At 33.5% G+C, this 18,543-nt stretch carries 20 protein-coding genes and 1 pseudogene; 18 read left to right on the top strand and 3 right to left on the bottom strand.

Annotated elements, in window-relative coordinates; translation table 11 throughout:
• The first annotated feature begins 168 nt into the window (after positions 1-168).
• From ACFRAE_RS17320 to ACFRAE_RS17270, 11 genes are all read left to right on the top strand, one after another.
• Positions 169-309, top strand: coding sequence for a hypothetical protein (locus ACFRAE_RS17320; protein ID WP_422798432.1), 141 nt, complete (start codon positions 169-171; stop codon positions 307-309).
• Positions 310-405: 96 nt separating this feature from the next.
• Positions 406-1,569 (top strand): toll/interleukin-1 receptor domain-containing protein, encoded by a 1,164-nt coding sequence (locus ACFRAE_RS17315; protein WP_422798431.1) that lies wholly within the window; start codon positions 406-408, stop codon positions 1,567-1,569.
• A gap of 8 nt (positions 1,570-1,577) precedes the next feature.
• Complete coding sequence (locus ACFRAE_RS17310) at positions 1,578-2,237, top strand: hypothetical protein (RefSeq protein WP_422798430.1); 660 nt, start codon at positions 1,578-1,580, stop codon at positions 2,235-2,237.
• A gap of 4 nt (positions 2,238-2,241) precedes the next feature.
• Positions 2,242-2,850 carry a TIR domain-containing protein gene (locus ACFRAE_RS17305; protein ID WP_422798429.1) on the top strand — a complete coding sequence of 203 codons (609 nt, stop codon included), beginning with the start codon at positions 2,242-2,244 and terminating at the stop codon, positions 2,848-2,850.
• A 1-nt stretch (position 2,851) separates the two neighbouring features.
• Positions 2,852-3,442, top strand: a complete 591-nt coding sequence (locus ACFRAE_RS17300; protein ID WP_422798428.1) for a toll/interleukin-1 receptor domain-containing protein — start codon at positions 2,852-2,854, stop codon at positions 3,440-3,442.
• Between the two features lie 7 nt (positions 3,443-3,449).
• The gene (locus ACFRAE_RS17295; protein ID WP_422798427.1) at positions 3,450-3,695 is read left to right on the top strand and encodes a hypothetical protein; all 246 of its coding nucleotides are present in this window, start codon (positions 3,450-3,452) and stop codon (positions 3,693-3,695) included.
• A gap of 133 nt (positions 3,696-3,828) precedes the next feature.
• Complete coding sequence (locus ACFRAE_RS17290) at positions 3,829-4,446, top strand: DUF6088 family protein (protein ID WP_422798426.1); 618 nt, start codon at positions 3,829-3,831, stop codon at positions 4,444-4,446.
• Positions 4,436-5,440, top strand: a complete 1,005-nt coding sequence (locus ACFRAE_RS17285; protein ID WP_422798425.1) for a nucleotidyl transferase AbiEii/AbiGii toxin family protein — start codon at positions 4,436-4,438, stop codon at positions 5,438-5,440. Before ACFRAE_RS17290 ends, ACFRAE_RS17285 begins: the two co-directional genes overlap by 11 nt.
• A gap of 45 nt (positions 5,441-5,485) precedes the next feature.
• Complete coding sequence (locus ACFRAE_RS17280; protein ID WP_422798424.1) at positions 5,486-8,623, top strand: type I restriction endonuclease subunit R; 3,138 nt, start codon at positions 5,486-5,488, stop codon at positions 8,621-8,623.
• Between the two features lie 3 nt (positions 8,624-8,626).
• Positions 8,627-10,543: an AAA family ATPase gene (locus ACFRAE_RS17275; RefSeq protein WP_422798423.1), complete on the top strand. Its 1,917-nt coding sequence runs from the start codon at positions 8,627-8,629 to the stop codon at positions 10,541-10,543.
• On the top strand, positions 10,543-11,940 hold the full coding sequence (locus ACFRAE_RS17270; RefSeq protein ID WP_422798422.1) for a 5-methylcytosine restriction system specificity protein McrC: 1,398 nt from the start codon (positions 10,543-10,545) through the stop codon (positions 11,938-11,940). Before ACFRAE_RS17275 ends, ACFRAE_RS17270 begins: the two co-directional genes overlap by 1 nt.
• Positions 11,941-12,150: 210 nt before the next feature.
• On the opposite strand, the gene ACFRAE_RS17265 is transcribed toward ACFRAE_RS17270, so the two are convergent.
• Positions 12,151-12,375: a hypothetical protein gene (locus ACFRAE_RS17265; protein ID WP_422798421.1), complete on the bottom strand. Its 225-nt coding sequence runs from the start codon at positions 12,373-12,375 to the stop codon at positions 12,151-12,153.
• A gap of 29 nt (positions 12,376-12,404) precedes the next feature.
• Between ACFRAE_RS17265 and ACFRAE_RS17260 the strand changes: the two genes are divergently transcribed.
• From ACFRAE_RS17260 to ACFRAE_RS17245, 4 genes and pseudogenes are all read left to right on the top strand, one after another.
• On the top strand, positions 12,405-12,671 hold the full coding sequence (locus ACFRAE_RS17260; RefSeq protein WP_422798420.1) for a hypothetical protein: 267 nt from the start codon (positions 12,405-12,407) through the stop codon (positions 12,669-12,671).
• A gap of 296 nt (positions 12,672-12,967) precedes the next feature.
• A pseudogene (locus tag ACFRAE_RS17255) lies at positions 12,968-13,750 on the top strand (RHS repeat domain-containing protein); the annotation flags it as partial.
• Between the two features lie 57 nt (positions 13,751-13,807).
• Positions 13,808-14,296: a hypothetical protein gene (locus tag ACFRAE_RS17250; RefSeq protein WP_422798419.1), complete on the top strand. Its 489-nt coding sequence runs from the start codon at positions 13,808-13,810 to the stop codon at positions 14,294-14,296.
• Between the two features lie 133 nt (positions 14,297-14,429).
• A complete protein-coding gene (locus ACFRAE_RS17245) occupies positions 14,430-15,878 on the top strand; it encodes an IS1182 family transposase (RefSeq protein ID WP_422798418.1) in 1,449 nt (482 codons plus the stop codon).
• A 225-nt stretch (positions 15,879-16,103) separates the two neighbouring features.
• Here the strand turns inward: ACFRAE_RS17245 and ACFRAE_RS17240 are convergent, their stop codons facing one another.
• Together ACFRAE_RS17240 and ACFRAE_RS17235 are read right to left on the bottom strand one after the other, a co-directional pair.
• The gene (locus ACFRAE_RS17240) at positions 16,104-16,334 is read right to left on the bottom strand and encodes a hypothetical protein (protein ID WP_422798417.1); all 231 of its coding nucleotides are present in this window, start codon (positions 16,332-16,334) and stop codon (positions 16,104-16,106) included.
• 432 nt (positions 16,335-16,766) lie between these two features.
• On the bottom strand, positions 16,767-16,982 hold the full coding sequence (locus tag ACFRAE_RS17235; protein WP_422798416.1) for a hypothetical protein: 216 nt from the start codon (positions 16,980-16,982) through the stop codon (positions 16,767-16,769).
• Positions 16,983-17,584: 602 nt separating this feature from the next.
• Between ACFRAE_RS17235 and ACFRAE_RS17230 the strand changes: the two genes are divergently transcribed.
• The 3 genes from ACFRAE_RS17230 (at position 17,585) to ACFRAE_RS17220 (ending at position 18,461) form a co-directional block, all read left to right on the top strand.
• Positions 17,585-17,812, top strand: a complete 228-nt coding sequence (locus ACFRAE_RS17230; protein WP_422798433.1) for an integrase core domain-containing protein — start codon at positions 17,585-17,587, stop codon at positions 17,810-17,812.
• A gap of 64 nt (positions 17,813-17,876) precedes the next feature.
• The gene (locus tag ACFRAE_RS17225) at positions 17,877-18,032 is read left to right on the top strand and encodes a hypothetical protein (RefSeq protein WP_422798415.1); all 156 of its coding nucleotides are present in this window, start codon (positions 17,877-17,879) and stop codon (positions 18,030-18,032) included.
• A 30-nt stretch (positions 18,033-18,062) separates the two neighbouring features.
• On the top strand, positions 18,063-18,461 hold the full coding sequence (locus tag ACFRAE_RS17220) for a hypothetical protein (RefSeq protein ID WP_422798414.1): 399 nt from the start codon (positions 18,063-18,065) through the stop codon (positions 18,459-18,461).
• The last annotated feature ends 82 nt before the right edge of the window (positions 18,462-18,543 follow it).

Here is an 18,543-nt window from a genome sequence, read left to right as displayed (position 1 = left end):
TAAATCTAACGTTTTTGATGAAAACACTCCTTAAGTTTTTAAAATATCGTGTCCACTTTTTGCTGACGATTTACAAAAGTTAGAAATGGACATGAGCGAAGTCGTATTGAAAAAGGAACTAAAGCTGACCTAGAAAGATTTTTAGCCATTGCGAAAAATAAAAAGCCAATGAATTTTGAGATTTTCATAGTACAACCAAGTTTATCAAAACAAAATACTTCTGAGCCTATAATGACTTTGCTAGGTGTAACAGCAAATTACCTTAAAGAAGTAGCTGATATTGATTTAAAAGTTATTGTAAATGAATAACTCACTTAATTACAGTCGTCGTTGTTAAGTCGCCTGGCAATGTTGGAGGGGTAAAATAACATCTAGACTACTATTAACCAAAAAACATTATAAATTATGAAATATAAATACCAACTTATTTTAATTGGTGAAAATGAAGAATTCTTTAAAGCTTTAGAAATTGAGTTAAAGAAGGGTTTTGATGAGTTAAAAATTATATCTGATGCCTTAAAAGTTATCAGAGAACAGGATGTTGACAATGAATATTCTGGTGGTCAACCTGCATTTTTAATTTATGCTGGACATAAAAATAATATTACTAAACGTCAAATTGAATTAATAAAAGAACAAAAAGAACAAGCAAATATAATATTACCAGTTTTTGATAAGAATTTCAATGAAGAAATGCCTGAAATCTTATCTAATCAAAATGGAGTGTCATACAATGGAAATCTGATCAAAATTAAGAATATTGTTCTTGAGGGTTTTGAGCTATTAAGAAAAAATAGGAAGTTATTTATTTCATATAAACGTGCTGAATCAAGTAATATAGCAATACAATTATATGAGTTTTTAGAAAGAAATAATTTTGATGTTTTTATTGATACTCATTCTATCGATAAAGGTGATGAATTTCAAGAAGAATTATGGCATCGTATGACTGATTGTGATTTGATTTTAATGCTAAATACTAAAGAATTTCTGAAAAGTGATTGGTGTAAACAAGAATTAGATAAAGCTCATTTAAAAAGAATTGGAATTGTTCATCTATTATGGCCAGATTGTGATTTCGAAGATTTTTCACATTTAGGTTATTCAAAAAAATTAAATGCTAAAGATTTTGATAAACCTCTATTTTCAGACCTTACTAAAGGTAGATTGAAAGAAAGTGTATTATCTGAGATACTTAATCTTGTTGAAAGTTCTAGAGCTAGAAATTTAGCATCAAGACAAGATTGGTTAATTACTGATTTTACACAAGCTGCTAACGATAATAATGTAGAGGTTAATCTTCAACATAGCAGATATATCACACAAAAGTTAGATAATGGAAAATTGAAGGTGTTTATTCCTACAGTAGGAATTCCTCAATCTATAAATTGTCACAATTCACAAAAGCTTATTAAGCAAATAGAGGAAAAGGAGATAGAGTCAATTACTTTGATTTTTGATGAATTATCAATTCGTAATTATTGGTTAGAACATTTAGATTGGTTAAATGAATATTTAGAAATAAAAACCTTAAAAAAATCACAGTTTAATACAGCATTCTCAAAATAATATAAGTTATGAAAAATATATTTTTATCAGCAAGTATTCCTTTGCCAGAAAGACACCCAAAATATTATGATACGGCAGATATTATTGCAATTAGAGATGCTGTTATTGCTTTAGCAAGTATTGTTATTGATAAACATAGAATCATTTGGGGAGGTCATCCTTCAATAACTCCATTAATAAATTTTGTCATTGAAAGAACTGTACAATATAGATTAGAGATATCTATAAATGAGATGTCTTCAGAAGAACAAAAAGAGTATTTATTTCAAGCAATAAAAACAGAAATTCAAAAACATGTGATGATTTATCAATCAGAGTTTTTTAGAGATAAGTTCCCAGAAGATAATGAGAAATTTGAAAACATATTCTTTACTGAGAATAAAGGAGATATGCCAAGCAGTCTTATCGAAATGAGAAATGAAATGTTTACAAAAAATAAATTTTCTGCTGCTGTTTTTATTGGAGGAATGAATGGGGTTGAAGATGAATACAATATTTTTAAAAAATTACATCCTCATGCACTAATATTACCAATTGCAAGTACTGGTGCAGCATCAAAAATCGTTTTTGATAATCTAGCACCAGATGATGAAGCTAAACATGAAAGATTTTTAAAAGACTACGGTTACATGTCTCTATTTCAAAAATATTTAATTGATAGAATTTAAGGAGATGGCTAAAAAAACATTTATATCATATAAATATGATGAAGCACAAGAGTTGAGAAATAAAATTCTTCAAAAATTGGGTGAAGACGCAAAGTACTATCAAGGTGAAACTTCGGATAGTCCAGATTTATCTGATGCTTCTACAGAAAAGATTAAAGAATATCTAAAAGATATGATTTTTAGTACATCTGTTACTATACTAATTATTTCTCCACGAATGACTCAAAGTAAATGGATTGATTGGGAAATTGAATATGCTTTGCATGAATATAAAAGAGGTTATATAACTTCTCGTTCAAATGGAATCGTAGGTGTAATTATGAAAGTTAATGGCTCTTATGATTGGTTAAAAATCCATGGATATAATATACACGGTACATCAACAGTAAAATATAGACATGAATACTTGTATCCAATTGTTTACTTAAATAGATATAATTCTAATCCAGAAATTAAACATTGTTCTGAATGTGATACATATGATTTTATGAATGGTTCCTACATTACATTAGTGGATGAAGACGAGTTTTTGAATTATCCGAATTATTATATTGACAATGCTTTTGATAAGAGTAAACAATTTTCAAATTATAAATTAAAGAAAGAAAGGTAGTATGAGTTTTATATCAGATTCTCAGCTAAGATCGTATAGGAAATCCGTACAGTTATCATATAAGACTTTAAATGAATCTTTAAGAGAATTTAAAGCAGAGTCCAAATATTTTAAAACAAAAATTTTTCTTTCACATAAACATGATGAATTAGAGCATTTAGAGGGAGCAATTTCATTTCTTAAAAACCATGGTGTAGAGGTCTATGTAGATTGGTTGGATGATGGAATGCCAAAAACCACATCTGGAGTTACAGCAGTTAGGATTAAAGAAAAGATTAAAGAAAATGATAAATTCATTTTTTTAGCAACAGAAGCTGCAATTAACTCTAAATGGTGTAATTGGGAGTTGGGATTAGGAGATGCAGCTAAATACATTAATAATATCGCTATTCTTCCAATTAGAAAAGATAATATTGAATTTTCAGGTTCTGAATATCTTCAGATATATCCATATATCGTTCATTATGATGATTATAAGTATGAATTAGATGGTGATCTTTTTGGGTATTGGAAACCAGGTACATATGTGGTTTTTCCTAAGTCTAAAGGTAACGAAAGAGTAATTTCTTTGTCAGATTGGCTAAAATCTTAATAAAAATATGAAATACACCGAAGAACAATTAGAACAAGCCTTTAGCAGTCTGCTGGAAACAGAAGGCTATCCGTATATACATGGTAAAGATGTAGTACGATCTTCGAATCAAGAGGTGTTATTGAAAGATGATTTACGTAGTTTCTTAGTAAAGCGTTATGAAGATTTAGAAGAGATTGAGTTGGAAAGCTTAAATATTAAAAAAATCCTTGATGAAGAACCTAAGGGGGGGGGGAGTCAGTATCTAAGGTGAAGGGTTATTATATTTGCATGAGCATGCTCATGCAAATATAATAACCCTTGTGTTCTCTTCCTATTTTACTAATTACAATTATATCTTTGTCACAAATTTTTACTAAATTTGTGACAAAGATATAATTATAAACATGACGGAATCATCTAAAAATCAAATACAAACAAAGATTTCTAAATCTTCATTTGGCGAAATATTTTTTTTGGATGATTTTGTTAAATATGGGTCTTCGGAAAATATTCGTAAAGTACTTTCTCGTTTAGAAGAAGAGGGTATTGTTATTCGGTTGGCGCAGGGTATTTACCTAAAGCCTAAGAAAGATCCATTGCTAGGCGTTATTTATCCTACAACAGAAGAGGTAGCTAAACAAATTGCGCAACGAGATAGGGCTCGAATTGCACCTACAGGTGTTATGGCGTTGTTCTTATTGGGATTGACAACACAGATTCCATTAAAAGCTGTTTATCTAACGGATGGCTCTCAGCGTGAGATTAAAATAGGCAAGCGTAGTATAAAATTCAAAAAGACAGTGCCTCGTAGTTTTGCTATAAAGGATAGTTTGTTACATTTAATAGTGCAGGCATTTAAAGAAGTGGGACAAGAAGGTGTTACAGAAGATTTTTTAGAGAAAATCACTTCCTCTATTCGTCGTCTAGAATCAAAAGTTGTTGATACGCAATTGCGATTCACACCTGTTTGGATACAAAAAATAATAGCTAACCTCTATAAAACCAATACGAATGTGGATTGATCTAACACAAGAGCAAAAAATACAAATTCTTCAACAAACAGGTGAAGCGAGAGGGCTACCTGCTTTTGTAGTAGAGAAGGATTGGTGGGTATGTATTATATTAAGGGCTATCTTTCAATCTCAATATGCAGATTCGATTATTTTTAAAGGAGGGACATCATTAAGCAAAGCTTATGGATTGATAGAACGATTCTCAGAAGACATAGATTTGATTATAGATCGACATTTGTTAGGATTTGACGAGTTAGTATCCAAATCAGCTATTAAGCGATTGAGAAAGGCTTCTGGTGGGTTTATTATTAATGAGTTTAGAGAAGAGCTAATTGTTCAACTTGATAAGTTAGGTGTTTCAAGAGATCTCTATGACATAAGGTATAATGAACATGTAGATGATACTAGCGATCCGAATACTTTAGAGATTTATTACAGTTCAGTTGTGCCTGTATCAGGTCATTATATTCAACAACGTGTGTTGCTTGAAATGGGGGCAAGATCGCTTACCGAACCTATTGAACAAAAACCTATTGTATCTTTCATTGATGAAGCATATCCAACGACTTCTTTTGCACAACAAGTCTTTGATGTAAAAGTTGTATTACCAATACGAACGTTTATAGAGAAAGTGTTGCTTTTGCATGAAGAATTTTCTAAACCGATTGACAGAATAAGAGTAGATCGTCTTACGCGACATTTCTATGATTTGGACAAAATGATGATAGCAGGTTATGGAGAACAAGCTATTGCAGATGACGAGCTTTTTAACATGATTGTAGATCATCGAAAAACGGTTAATCCACTTAGAGGATTAGATTATTCGAATCACAAAAAAGGAAAACTCAGCATATTGCCACCGACAGAGATAGTGGATAAATGGGAGGCTGATTATAAAACTATGCAGGAGAATATGATCGTTGGAGAAAGTTTATCTTGGGACAAACTTCTGGCACGCATTAAAGATATTGAAACTTTATTAAATGCGAATAAAGAAGAATAAACCATATGTCATGTAAAACCTAAAAATTAACTTGAAAAAGTTATTATGAAATACACCGAATACCAATTAGAACAAGCTTTTATCAGCCTTCTGGAAACAGAAGGTTATCAATATATAGATGGTAAGCAGTTACAGCGTACTTCGAATCAAGAAGTCTTGCTCAAAGAAGATTTACGTGCTTTTTTGATTAAACGTTATCCTGATTTGGAAGAAATCGAGTTGGAAAGTTTAATCAATGAATTGGCTTATCAGTCAGCTTCCAACTTGTACGAATCCAACAAGCGTATCTGTAAGCTATTGTCCGATGGATTGATTTTCAAGCGCAATAATCCAGCAAAGAAAGATTTGCATATTCGCTATATAGACGTCGATTCGGTCAAGCTTAATAGCTTTAAGATTATCAATCAATTGGAAATACAAGGTACAGAGTTGCGTATTCCTGATTTGATCTTGTACATCAATGGTATTCCTATTGTAGTATTTGAATTTAAGACTGCCATAGAAGAGGAAATCACCATACATGATGCCTATAAGCAACTGACAACACGCTATAGACGTGATATTCCTGAATTGTTGAAGTACAATGTATTTTGTATCATCTCAGATGGGGTGAATAATAAAGCCGGGACGGTATTTTCTCCATATGAGTTTTATTATGGTTGGAATAAAATTACAGGAGAAGAGAAAAAAGCGTTATCAGGTATAGAGACAACGACATCCATCGTGCATGGAATGTTGAATCAATCTCGCTTGATCGATATCATTCATCACTTTGTCTTATTTCCAGATACATCGAAATACGAGCTGAAGGTATTGAGTCGCTATCCGCAATACTATGCAGCCAATAAACTGTACCAAAATATCAAAGCCCACCGTAAACCTGAGGGTGATGGAAAGGGCGGTACTTACTTTGGAGCTACAGGATGCGGAAAGAGTTATACGATGTTGTACTTGTCGCGCTTACTGATGCGTTCTACCGATTTTGCAAGCCCTACGATTATTATCATTTCTGATCGTACCGATTTAGACGATCAGTTATCGAAAGACTTTACCAATGCTAAAGATTTTATTGGGGATGAAAATATCATCAATATAGAATCGAGAGCCGATTTACGAGCGCGTTTGCGTGGTAGAGAAAGTGGTGGCGTGTTCTTAACTACGGTTCAGAAATTTGCAGAGGATGAAGAAATTTTATCTGATCGTAATAATATCATCTGTATTTCGGATGAAGCTCATCGTTCGCAAGTGAATTTGGATTTGAAAGTAAAAGTAGACGAAGAAAAGGGCGTTACTAAATCTTACGGATTTGCGAAATATCTACATAATTCTTTACCTAATGCTACCTATGTAGGTTTTACAGGAACACCTATAGACAAGACCTTAGAGGTATTTGGTGATGTGGTAGATCAGTATACGATGTTTGAATCGGTAAATGATGAAATCACGGTTCGTCTAGTGTATGAAGGTCGTGCAGCTAAAGTCAATTTGGACTATAATAAGGTGCAGGAAATCGAAACCTACTACGAGAATGCCATGCAAGAAGGCGCTTCGGAGTACCATGTAGAAGCGAGCCAAAAGGCAATCGCGAATATGGAGGTGGTCTTGGGTGATTCGGATCGTATCAAGGCGATAGCAGCAGATTTTGTGGCGCATTACGAGAATCGTATAACCGAGAAAGCAACTGTTGCGGGAAAGACAATGTTTGTCTGTTCTTCGCGTACTATAGCTTATAAATTGTATCAGGAGATATTAGCTTTGCGACCTGAATGGGGGCAAGTGCAATTGGCAGATGATTTGACCGAAAAAGAACAGAAAGAGATAAAACCGATAGAACGTGTCAAAATGATCATGACACGTAATAAGGATGATGACAAAGATCTTTGGGATATATTAGGTAATAAGGATGAGCGCAAAGAATTAGATCGTCAATTTAAACAGTTGAAGTCTAATTTTAAGATTGCCATCGTAGTCGATATGTGGTTGACAGGATTTGATGTGCCATTCTTAGATACAATCTACATCGATAAACCTTTGCAAACGCACAATTTGATTCAGACAATCTCTCGTGTGAATCGTAAATATCAGGGCAAGGATAGAGGTTTGGTCGTAGATTATATTGGCATCAAGAAGAACTTAAACAAAGCCTTAGGGATGTTTAATAATCAAACTGCTGATGATGATTTTGAGGATATCGCACAGGCAGAAATCATCGTACGCGATCAGTTGGATTTGTTGCATCAGTTTTTTCACAATTTTGATTCTTCGGCTTATTTTGAAGGCCTACCTGTAGAACGATTGCAGTGTCTAAATAAGGCTTCTGAGTTGGTCTTGTTAACCGAGGAATCGGAAAAATTCTTTGTTAATGTGACCAAGAAACTGAAGTCAGCATATAACTTGGTAAGTGGTTCGGAGTTGTTTTCAGCAAAAGAAGTGGATGAGATACATTTCTATTTTGCGATCAAATCCATCGTGGTTAAGCTAACCAAAGGTGAAGCACCCGATACGGCGCAGATGAATGCTAAGGTAGCTAAATTGGTAGAGGAAGCGATTATCTCAGAAGGTGTAGAAGAGATATTTAAACTCGATGATAATAAAGCGAATGCAATAGATTTATTCAATGATAAGTTTATTGAAAAAATATCAAACTTAGAACTACCTAATACTAAAATCAAAATATTAGAACGCTTGTTGAAACAGACGATCAATGACTTCAAAAAGGTGAACAAAGTAAAAGGAATTGATTTTTCGGAGCGCCTACAAGCAATCATTAACCGTTATAACGAACGTTCGGAGCGTGATATCTTGGATTATGATGGTATCCAGACCGACACAGCCGAGCAGATGTTAGACTTGATCATGAAACTTCGTGCAGAGATGGCTTCTTTTGAAGATCTTGGTATTGATTACGAAGAAAAGGCTTTCTACGATATCTTGGATATGATCTGTAAGCAGTATGGCTTTGAGTTTGACAAGGATAAGATGCTGGAACTGGCTCGTGAGATAAAACAAATCGTCGATAATACAGCTAAATATCCCGATTGGTCAGAGCGTGATGATATCAAAGCGCAGCTCAAAATGGATATCATTGTCAAATTGCACCAATATGGCTATCCGCCAATTACGCAGGATGACGTGTACAAGAATGTATTAGAACAAGCTGAGAACTTTAAAAAGAATAGGTAGAAGATGCAATTATGGAAACTGGGATGTAGATGGTCATCCAATTCACCATTATTTTATGATTACTTGAAAGAAAAATCAATAGTAATTGGGGTTGATAACAAAAAATATAAAATAGATGATTGGTTGCTAATAACCGATGGAATGAAGGTTTTGGCACTTGCAAAAGTCTTAAATTATGGAGTGTCGGTTATTCACCTAAACGATTATGAAGATGACTTCAAAAGCTTAGAAATTCCTTTTGATAATTTTTTAATCGTATATAAAGCTCAAATAATTGAATTAATGCCTAGCGATCAATTTAGATATAATCTTCAAAAGGGCATAGTAAGAGTTCAAAAACAAGAAATCATCGATATATTTTTTAATATTAAAAATAAATATGATTTAAATAAAACTAATTCTAGAATGGAAATAATCAATCTTCTAAAATATAAGAAACAAATTATACTTCAAGGTCCTCCAGGAACAGGCAAAACTAGAGAAGCAAAATTGATAGCTGAAAAGTTAATTGGAGGAGTAGGTAAATTAGAAGAGATTCCTGAATCAATTGATTCTAATATAATTAAAGAATATTGCATTGAAGGAACTGAAATATTGAGTGCTAGAGATGGAATAAAATATAAAATTGGTAAGAATACAGCTTTAGGTATTGAAGTAATAGCAACAAGTGGTAAACCTTATGTGCCGAAGTTTACTGAAATAATTGAAAGCTACCAAAAGAAAGTTTGGGAGAATGAAGGTAATTTGAAAGGAGGCAATGATTCATATAGTGCTGCATTAGCTAAATGCATTTACAAAATTTTTGAAGAAAGATATAATAGTAATCTAGATGATCAATTAAAATTAATTCAATTTCACCCCAGCTATACCTATGAAGATTTTGTCAGAGGAATAGTTGCAAAACCTAATCAAGATGGAGATGGTATTGTTTATGAGGCTGAAAATAAAATTTTGGGTGCTTTTTCAAAAAGAGCTTTAGATAATTACTTGGATAGTAAAAAAGATGTACAAACTCTAACTAAAGAGGTTAATGTTAAAAGTAGCTTTGAATTATTTAAAGATTATTTAATTGAGGAAATTGAACAGTCAGATGGATTCTATCCGTTAACTGATAATGTTGGTTTGATTTATTCAGACGATACAGAAGCTTTTAGGTATAGAGGAGATAAAGACGGTTGGGCAAAAAATGGAAATAGAATTTTGTTCAAAGATATTATTCAAGCTTATACAGATGGAAATAAAGTAAGGAAGGATGTAAAAAATAATCTATCAATTTCAGGATTGGCAAGACAACATGCGAGTTATTTCATTCGTGTATTAAACTTATTTCAAGAATATATAAACTCCAATAATCTTGAGATTGGATCAGTTGCAACGAATGATAAGACCGAACAAAAAAACTATGTCCTTATAATTGATGAAATCAATCGTGCAAATCTTTCATCTGTATTAGGAGAATTGATTTACGCCCTAGAGTATAGAGGTGAATCTGTCGAATCTATGTATGCAATAGATGGTGATAACAAGCTGGTTTTACCTCCTAACTTGTATATTATAGGTACGATGAATTCCGCAGATCGTTCGGTTGGACATATTGATTATGCAATACGTCGTCGTTTTGCATTTGTGGATGTGTTGCCAAAAGATTTGTCAGATGAAGAAGGAATTACTTTTGATAAAGCGTTATTTAATCAAGTTGCCGAACTATTTGATAAAAATTTATCTCCAGAGTTTAAGAAAAAAGAGGTGCAATTAGGTCATTCTTATTTTATAGATAAGTCTAAGCTAGAAGAGGGCGTTTCTATGTCTTTGCGCTTAAAATATGAAATTAGACCAATACTTTTAGAATATGTGAAAGATGGTGTTTTGATTGGTGAAACTATTGAAAGTAAAATTGAGAATTTAGTCGCTTCAATCTAATGGGGATTCGTCTATCGGAACACAGATCTTATGTTATTCGACTTCTTCAGGATGAAGAGTTTTTGGATGATAGTAAACAAGTACTGTATCTAAATGCTTCGGAATTTGAAAAATATCAAAATGTTGTGTCCAAGTCATTTAATAAAAGTACTTATCGTTTTCTTTTTGGTAGAAATGATTCCTTTTATGAAATTAAAGCAGATTATTGCATCGGCATAGATTGGCTTGGGAATACAGGTAGATATCTTTATGTTGAGCCAAAGTTAAACACGAACTCAGCTGAAGTGTTTAATCAACAATTAGATCAAGAAGAGAACGACGCTGTTCAAGATCTTAATTCAGAAAGAGGTGTTTTTCTAGAACTTGATTATTTAAGCATGTTATTGCAAGTGACATCAGTTCATGAAAGTAATGCAGAAGTTAAAGATTTGGTTCAAATTGATTGGGATGTAGAACAAATTCCAATTGATCAAAAAGATGATAAATTGACTCCATTTTTGATCGTTCGTTTTCTGCAAACATTGAAAAATATTGTCCGAAAGGGTTTAAAGAAAAACTATTATAAAGTTCAAGAAAATCTCAATAATCGTATTAAAGGTAAGATTCTAATTGGTCAACATATTAAACAAAATACTTATAAAAATCTTTTTACAGCTACATATTGCCAATATCAAGTATTTGGTGAAGATCATATAGAAAATCGTTTTTTGAAGAAAGTTCTACGATTTGTTATTAGTTATGTAGAAAATCATAAAGTTCTTCTATCCTCAAATTACAAAGTGTTACAAGAAACAATAAGATATTGTAGACCAGCATTTGAATTAATATCTGATGATGTTAGTGAAAACGAATTAAATCAAATAAAGCATAATCCATTTTACAAAGATTACAAAGATGCAATTCGGATCGGTAGTCATATTTTAAAGAAATTTGCATTTAATATTACTAAGACTTCTTCGGAAAAGGTCGTTACACCACCTTTTTGGATTGATATGCCTAGACTTTTTGAAATGTACGTTTTTAGTAAAATGATTGAGGACAATCCTAATTCAAAGCGTGACATATTATATCAATTTTCAACTTATGGTAATGCGTTGGATATATTGGTTTCTAAGGAAGGCTCTCAGATGGTAATAGATGCAAAATATAAACTTCATTACCAAAATAGTCACTTACATCAAGATATTAGACAGGTAGCTGGTTATGCACGACTAAAGAAAGTTCGTGAAAATTTAAAAGTTGAAGATGATAGTAATATAGATTGTCTAATTATCTATCCTGATATAGAAAATGGAATTGAAGACTTTTCTTTGGCAAACATGATGAAAAATAGAATTCCAATTCATGCTTATCACAAGGTCTATAAACTTGGTGTAAAGCTTCCATTAATTAGCTAACTCATTAAAATCTTGTTACAAAATATCAAAATATCATAAAATAAAAATGCACCATCTTAAAGGTGGTGCATTTTGTGGTGTAAGTTTTGTAACTGATTGAAAATCAGCATTGTTTGTGGAGAAGGTGAGGGTAGGAGTGAAATCATAAAATCTATTTTGTTTTTCTTGGATGGATTGAAAATTTAATGAGGAAGAGATTAACCTATTTAATCATATCTGAAGATTCAATATTATCTGTTCAAAATGAATTCTGATTCGTGCCCCATTTTCAAACAGATAGAGAATATCGTCTTTCTCGTCTGGTTTTGAGTTCGGAATAGTACTATCATTCATTTCCCTTAATGTCGATTTGAAAAAAGTAATCTCACCTAAACTAGCATCATTTTCAAAGGTGCTATTTTCGTCTTGATCAAAGCCACATCCACCCCAAGGCATTTATCTATAGCTATGATCAGCTGAACCGTTTGATCAACGCGAGTAGTAGCGGTACTGTGATATCTGAGGTCATCAGATATGATGATATGTGGAATATTAAAACTTTAAATCGGGACCAAAATCCCCTAACGACTTATACTTATTCTAATTCAGGGAAAAGCAATCAATTGCAAAGTTTAATTGGAGGATTGAGTAGCTATACTTATGATGGAAATGGCAATGCTAAAACCGATTGGACAGGGATGTCATTTAGTAATAATCAACTGAACTTACTAAAAACATTTAGCAAAACATGAACGACTGTCAACTAGTTCTACTATCCTACAGTAGCACCATTGTGGAAAACAGCATTGATTTCTAGTCTAATGTAGGTCAGGGATTATATAGAAAATCTTGAATATAATAAAGTAGCAACAGATAATCCAGTCGAAGAGCGCATCGGTATTGCCTATGGCTATTTCCAACAAGCTCAGGAGGATATACCTACCATTACTATTTAACTGATCATTTGGGGAACGTACGTTCGGTAATAAAGCGGGGATGGACCTCAACCTCATTGGATGTAGTTCAATAGCAGGATTATAATGCCTTTGGTTGGACGAAATCTATTTTAGCAAGAGGAAATTATAAGTATCTTTATAATGGTAAAGAGGTTCAACCGGAATTAGGTGATCAGCTAGACTATGGTGCTAGATTCTACGATGCGGAGATAGGCAGGTGGAAATTTGTGGATCCGCTAGCGGAGAAAATGCCAAGCTATAATCCATATTCTTACACCTTTAATAATCCTGTTAATTTTATAGATCCAACGAGAATGGTGCTTGAGGAATCCATGATTACGAATGATATTTTCATAAATAATAAAAGTGGAGCCGTTAAAAGAGACGTGAAACAGGCTACAAAAGCAGGAGAAAACTATACGGGTTCACTTGCTGAAAATGATAATGTATTTAAAATTCCAACAGGCGGTGTAATGGATGATGTGATAAACTCGGTCAATGATACAAAAGCATCAGTAAAAGAACACGGAGGACACGCAAACGTTGGCGATGCCAATGCAAGATGTTGGGACGAGGCAACTCCTGCACAAGAAATAAAAAACGCGAGCGGAAATGTTATTGCAGCTAAAGCAACACTTAAAGCTTTTATCGTTGTTGGAAAAAATCAAACTCCTAGGGACGCATCAAATGTAGAATATTGGTGGTATATACACCCTAAAACATCAGTATGCGGTTTACAGTTAGGGAGCTCAGATCCATCACCTGCGGACATTAGTTTTCAAAAGACAATGGTAAGTAGAATCTTTAAAGGTAATACGTTATTATTAGAGTTAGAAGCGGAACAGTTACTTTTTACAATAAAGACAAAGCACTGATAACTGATAAGTATGCAGATTTTAAAACAATGGTAGGTAAATAAATCTTTAATTGAAATGAAAGCAACGATAAGAATAATTTTAGCCGTCATTGTAGTATTTTGTACAACTTGTTCAACAATGAAACAAAGCATTCAGAAGAACAATAAGTTTACCGACAAAACAATTTCTTCCCTTTTAGAGAAGAATGGGAATGTTTTTTATCTTACTTCTACTTATGCAACTTTCTCAACGGTATGGACATACCATAAAGATAAGATTGTGATTTATAAATTAGCAAATGGTAAAATAATCCTTCAACAAGAATATTCCACAACAAGCATTGATAACGTTAACCAAATATCAAAAAAAGAATTATTTGAGTTAGACCAATGTATGGAATTAGACGGGGACGGCTTTGGTTATAGGATAAAAATAGGTTCGGAAATAGAGAAACAGGATTTACCAATAGGTATAGAATGTTTTACCAAACTGAAATACAAATCAGAATTTTTAAATAAAGTCGTAGAGGATATAAACACTTATAAAATGTGGGATACTCGATAGAAAACAAAAACGCCAGGCTTACAGGAGGGCACTGAAAAAGTCTTCTCTTAGAAAAAGGCAAAAAAAGGTGTGGAAAACAACAGTTTTCCGCTCCTATTTTCGTATATTAAAGTAGATTTTAACGGACATCAGGATGCTTTCTACCCAACAAAAAATACAGTTCATTTCCTATTCAGGTTTGTACGATATCATTGTTCCAAAAGACAATCTTCTTCGAAAAATCAACGATCTTATCGATTTCAGTTTTATCTATGAGGAGCTTTTGGCTAAGTATTGCCATACCAATGGTCGCAATGCTGAAAGTCCAATCAAGATGTTCAAGTACCTTCTTTTAAAAACGATCTACACTGTTTCGGATGTTGATGTTGTTGAGCGTTCCAGATATGATATGTCCTTTAAATACTTTCTTGAAATGGCTCCAGAGGAGGATGTGATTAATTCAAGTTCGCTTACTAAATTCCGTAAACTACGATTAAAAGATATGGATCTATTGAACCTGTTAATCAATAAGACCGTATCGATTGCTCTTGAAAAGGGTATTATAAAATCTAAATCCATCATTGTAGATGCTACCCATACCCATTCCAGATCGAACCCATATACAGCATTGGAAGTGCTCAAGGAACGCTCCAAGCTATTAAGAAAAGCGATATATCAGATCGATGAGGAATACAAGGAGAATCTCCCACACAAGAACGAATCCAACGATCTAGATCAAGAGCTCACCTATTGCAAGGAATTACAGAGAATCCTTGACCAGGATCAATCTATCAGTGAAATACCGGCTGTAAAAGAAAAATTGAACCTGTTAAAGGAAACCATTGAAGACACAAAAGAATACTATCTGCTCTCTAAAGATGATGAAGCCAGGCTTGGACATAAATCTGTGGACAGCAGTTTCTTTGGTTATAAAACACATCTAGCGATGACCGAGGAACGCATTATAACAGCAGCAGTCGTTACTACAGGCGAAAAAGGTGACGGACCTGAACTGCCTCGGTTATTGGAGATCAGCCAAAAGAATGGAATGGAAGTGGATACTATAATAGGTGATGCTGCATATTCTGGAAAAGACAACCTTCAGTTGGCAAAAGAGCAGAATATTGATATCGTAGCTAGATTGAATCCGGCAGTCAGCCAAGGATGTAGGAAAGAAGGGGATCACTTTCATTATAACAAAGATGCTGGAATGTTTGTCTGTCCAGCGGGACATTTGGCAATCAGAAAAGTTCGAGGAGGCAAAAAGAATGTTCCAGAAAATCAAGTAGACAGCTATTTCTTTGATGTGGAGAAATGCAAGGTTTGCCCTTCTAGGGAAGGTTGCTACAAGGAAGGATCGAAGACAAAGTCCTATTCAATCTCCATAAAATCTGAACTTCACAAAGATCAGATGGCTTTCCAAGAATCAGAATATTATCGAAGAAAGTCAAAGGAAAGATATAAAATTGAAGCCAAGAACAGTGAGCTCAAGAATGTCCATGGTTATGGAAGAGCAGACTCCTATGGTGTTCAAAATATGGAAATACAGGGTGCAATGGCCATCTTTACAGTAAACTTAAAAAAAATCCTGAAATTGATCTAGTAAGCAAGGCTATTGAAACACAAATAAACTCTATAGATCGAATAAATCAATGAGAACAGTTGGTAGATTCCTAATAAGCCGTCAAAACTGTATAAAAAAGTAAACTTAGAAAAATACTTAAAATAAAAATGACCGAATAAAATCAACTTTTATTCGGTCATTTCTTTCTAGCCCTTCAAATATTGGGGACTTTTTCAGTGCCCTCGGCTTACAGCTTGGCGTTTTTTATAGCACCGCTACATTTTTCTGAAAGAAATCTTTAAATTTCTTTTTGGTAAACATTGTTTCAATCATACCAAAAATAATAGACTTATCATTTTCGTCCAGTTCTGCAATCAATCGCACCTGTTTGTTAGCGGTTTTATCTTCCAAAGTTATCTCGGTCGGCACTTCGCTACCCATATGTACAATTTGGTCAATGGTAATGCCGTAAAATTTAGCCAGCTTATCTAACAACTCAACGGAAGCTTCACGCTGTCCGTTTTATATTTTGCTGTAATGCGAAATCCCTAAACCTACTTATACCTTCCCGAATAAAGCCTTTTGGCTGCAAACCTATCAAAGTTTCTTGATTCATTTCAAAAGAATTAATCCAATCCCTTGCTCTAAAAGAGTTCTTTTATGGGGAAAACAATGAGCCATACACCTTCAAATGGTGCCTTCCAAAGAGCTTATGATGAGGATAATAGGTCAAATTATTTCATTAGATTAGGATATGAAAACATCAGAACCATAAATAAATTCAATACGAACTTTAGAAGAATATTTTATGAAGATAACAGGAACTATAAGACAAATTGTTGAGGTTTGAGGTAAGTGTGTTTTGCTTTTGGTCTTTTTACTTGTATTTTACTATTGCAATACACATAAGTAATGTGTAGATGAAAGTTATTTGAAATTGTTGCAGGTGGCCACCGCCTTTTTTAAAATTGCATTTTCCAGTTCTTTATCCCGTAACCTCTTTTTTAGCTCACGGACCTCTTGTTCCTCGGGAGTTAACTTGTCGTTCTTCGGCAATATAGTACCAACATTATACTTAGGATCCATCCGCCATTTACTTAGCCTGCTTGCATCCATTTCCAGCTCTTTTGCAGCTCCTAACATTTAGCCTTTCATTTAAGATAGCTCTACTGCCATTTTCTTAAATGTATCATCAAATACTCTTTTCATAGTTGAACAAATTTAATTCTATTTTTTTCAAATCTTTCTCTACTCTAAGGTAGCAACTCCATAAAAAAGATGATCAAATAGGCATCGACAAACTTATGAATATCATCGAGTAATCCTACACGAGGTTTTGAGCCTTATTTTGGCAAAATTAGAATCGAAGGCTTTCTATGGAATCGTAAAAGAGTTCTTCGGGTCTATCGTAATATTAATTTAAAGCTTAGAGTGAAGCGCAAACGACGTTTTCCAGCAAGAATTAAGAGCGATTATTTGTTCCAGGAGCGGTTAATGATACATGGTCGATTGACTTCATGAGCGATTCTTTAGATAATGGAAGGAGGTTTAGGGTGATTAATATAATTGATGATTTTAAACGAGAAGCCTTACTAAACGAAGCTTATTATTTTATTCCTGCAACTAGGTTGGTGCATAAAATAAAAGAGGTATTGCTCCATAGAGCTAAACCAAAACGTATATGAACAGACAATGGTCCAGAATTTATTTCTAAAGTTTACAAAGATTTTTGTGAGGAATAAGAAATTGATATACAATATATACAACCAGGCAAACCAGCTCAAAATGCATATATCGAACGTTTCAATCGTACATTTAGAGAGGACGTTTTGGATGCGTATTTATTTGAATCTATAAATCACGTTATCGCATCGGCTTATGATTGGAAAATTGATTACAACAGTAATCATACACATAAAGCACTAAATGGGTTAAGTCCATGGTTATTCGCTAATGAATCTTTGGTATCTTAAAGCGTATTTTTATATTTATTCACTGTTTGAAAAAAGGGAAGGCTACAATTATAATTAACCAATTATGAAAAATAACAAAGTTATGTTAGCATTTGAAATTTTGGAAAAGGAAATGCTATCATTAAGTTACGAGCATCAATTGAAAATCTTTGGAGGAAATAGTTCTGGAGGGTACTATTTTGATGGTTACTGGGATTATATAGTTGGCGAACATGTTTAAGTTTATAATGGAGGAACTATTCCAGAAATCGTGATGACCTTAAAAAATGATTCTGGAAGTTCGGGCAGTGGATACGGTCTTGGAGCTACTGCTTTTGATGTTATCGGCAATATGTTAACATCAATGGGTGCTACTGCAAATCATGCAGACGTAAATGCAACTATTTTGAAATTATTAACTCAAGTTTTTTCAATAGCTAGTACACGTTTTGCTTTAGTGGGGATGGCTTTCAATACTGTGGAATGGCTTAGAAATCCTAACTGGCAAGATGCAGGTCAGGTCGCTTTGAGTTTCTTTGCTGTAACAGCTTTTGGAATGACTGCTCCCGGTTGGGTTATGTTAGGAGCAGGTGTAGTTTTGTCTGGCTGGGAATTATATGAGGCCTATAATGAAGCTAGAAAATCTGGAAGTTCAGGAGGAGGATATTAATTGTAATTGTAAATCGTCAGCAAAAAGTGGACACGATATTTTAAAAACTTAAGGAGTGTTTTCATCAAAAACGTTAGATTTA

The sequence above is a fragment of the Sphingobacterium sp. HJSM2_6 genome (assembly GCF_049316305.1).
Classification (GTDB): Bacteria; Bacteroidota; Bacteroidia; order Sphingobacteriales; family Sphingobacteriaceae; genus Sphingobacterium.
This window is presented reverse-complemented; position numbering and strand designations above follow the sequence as displayed.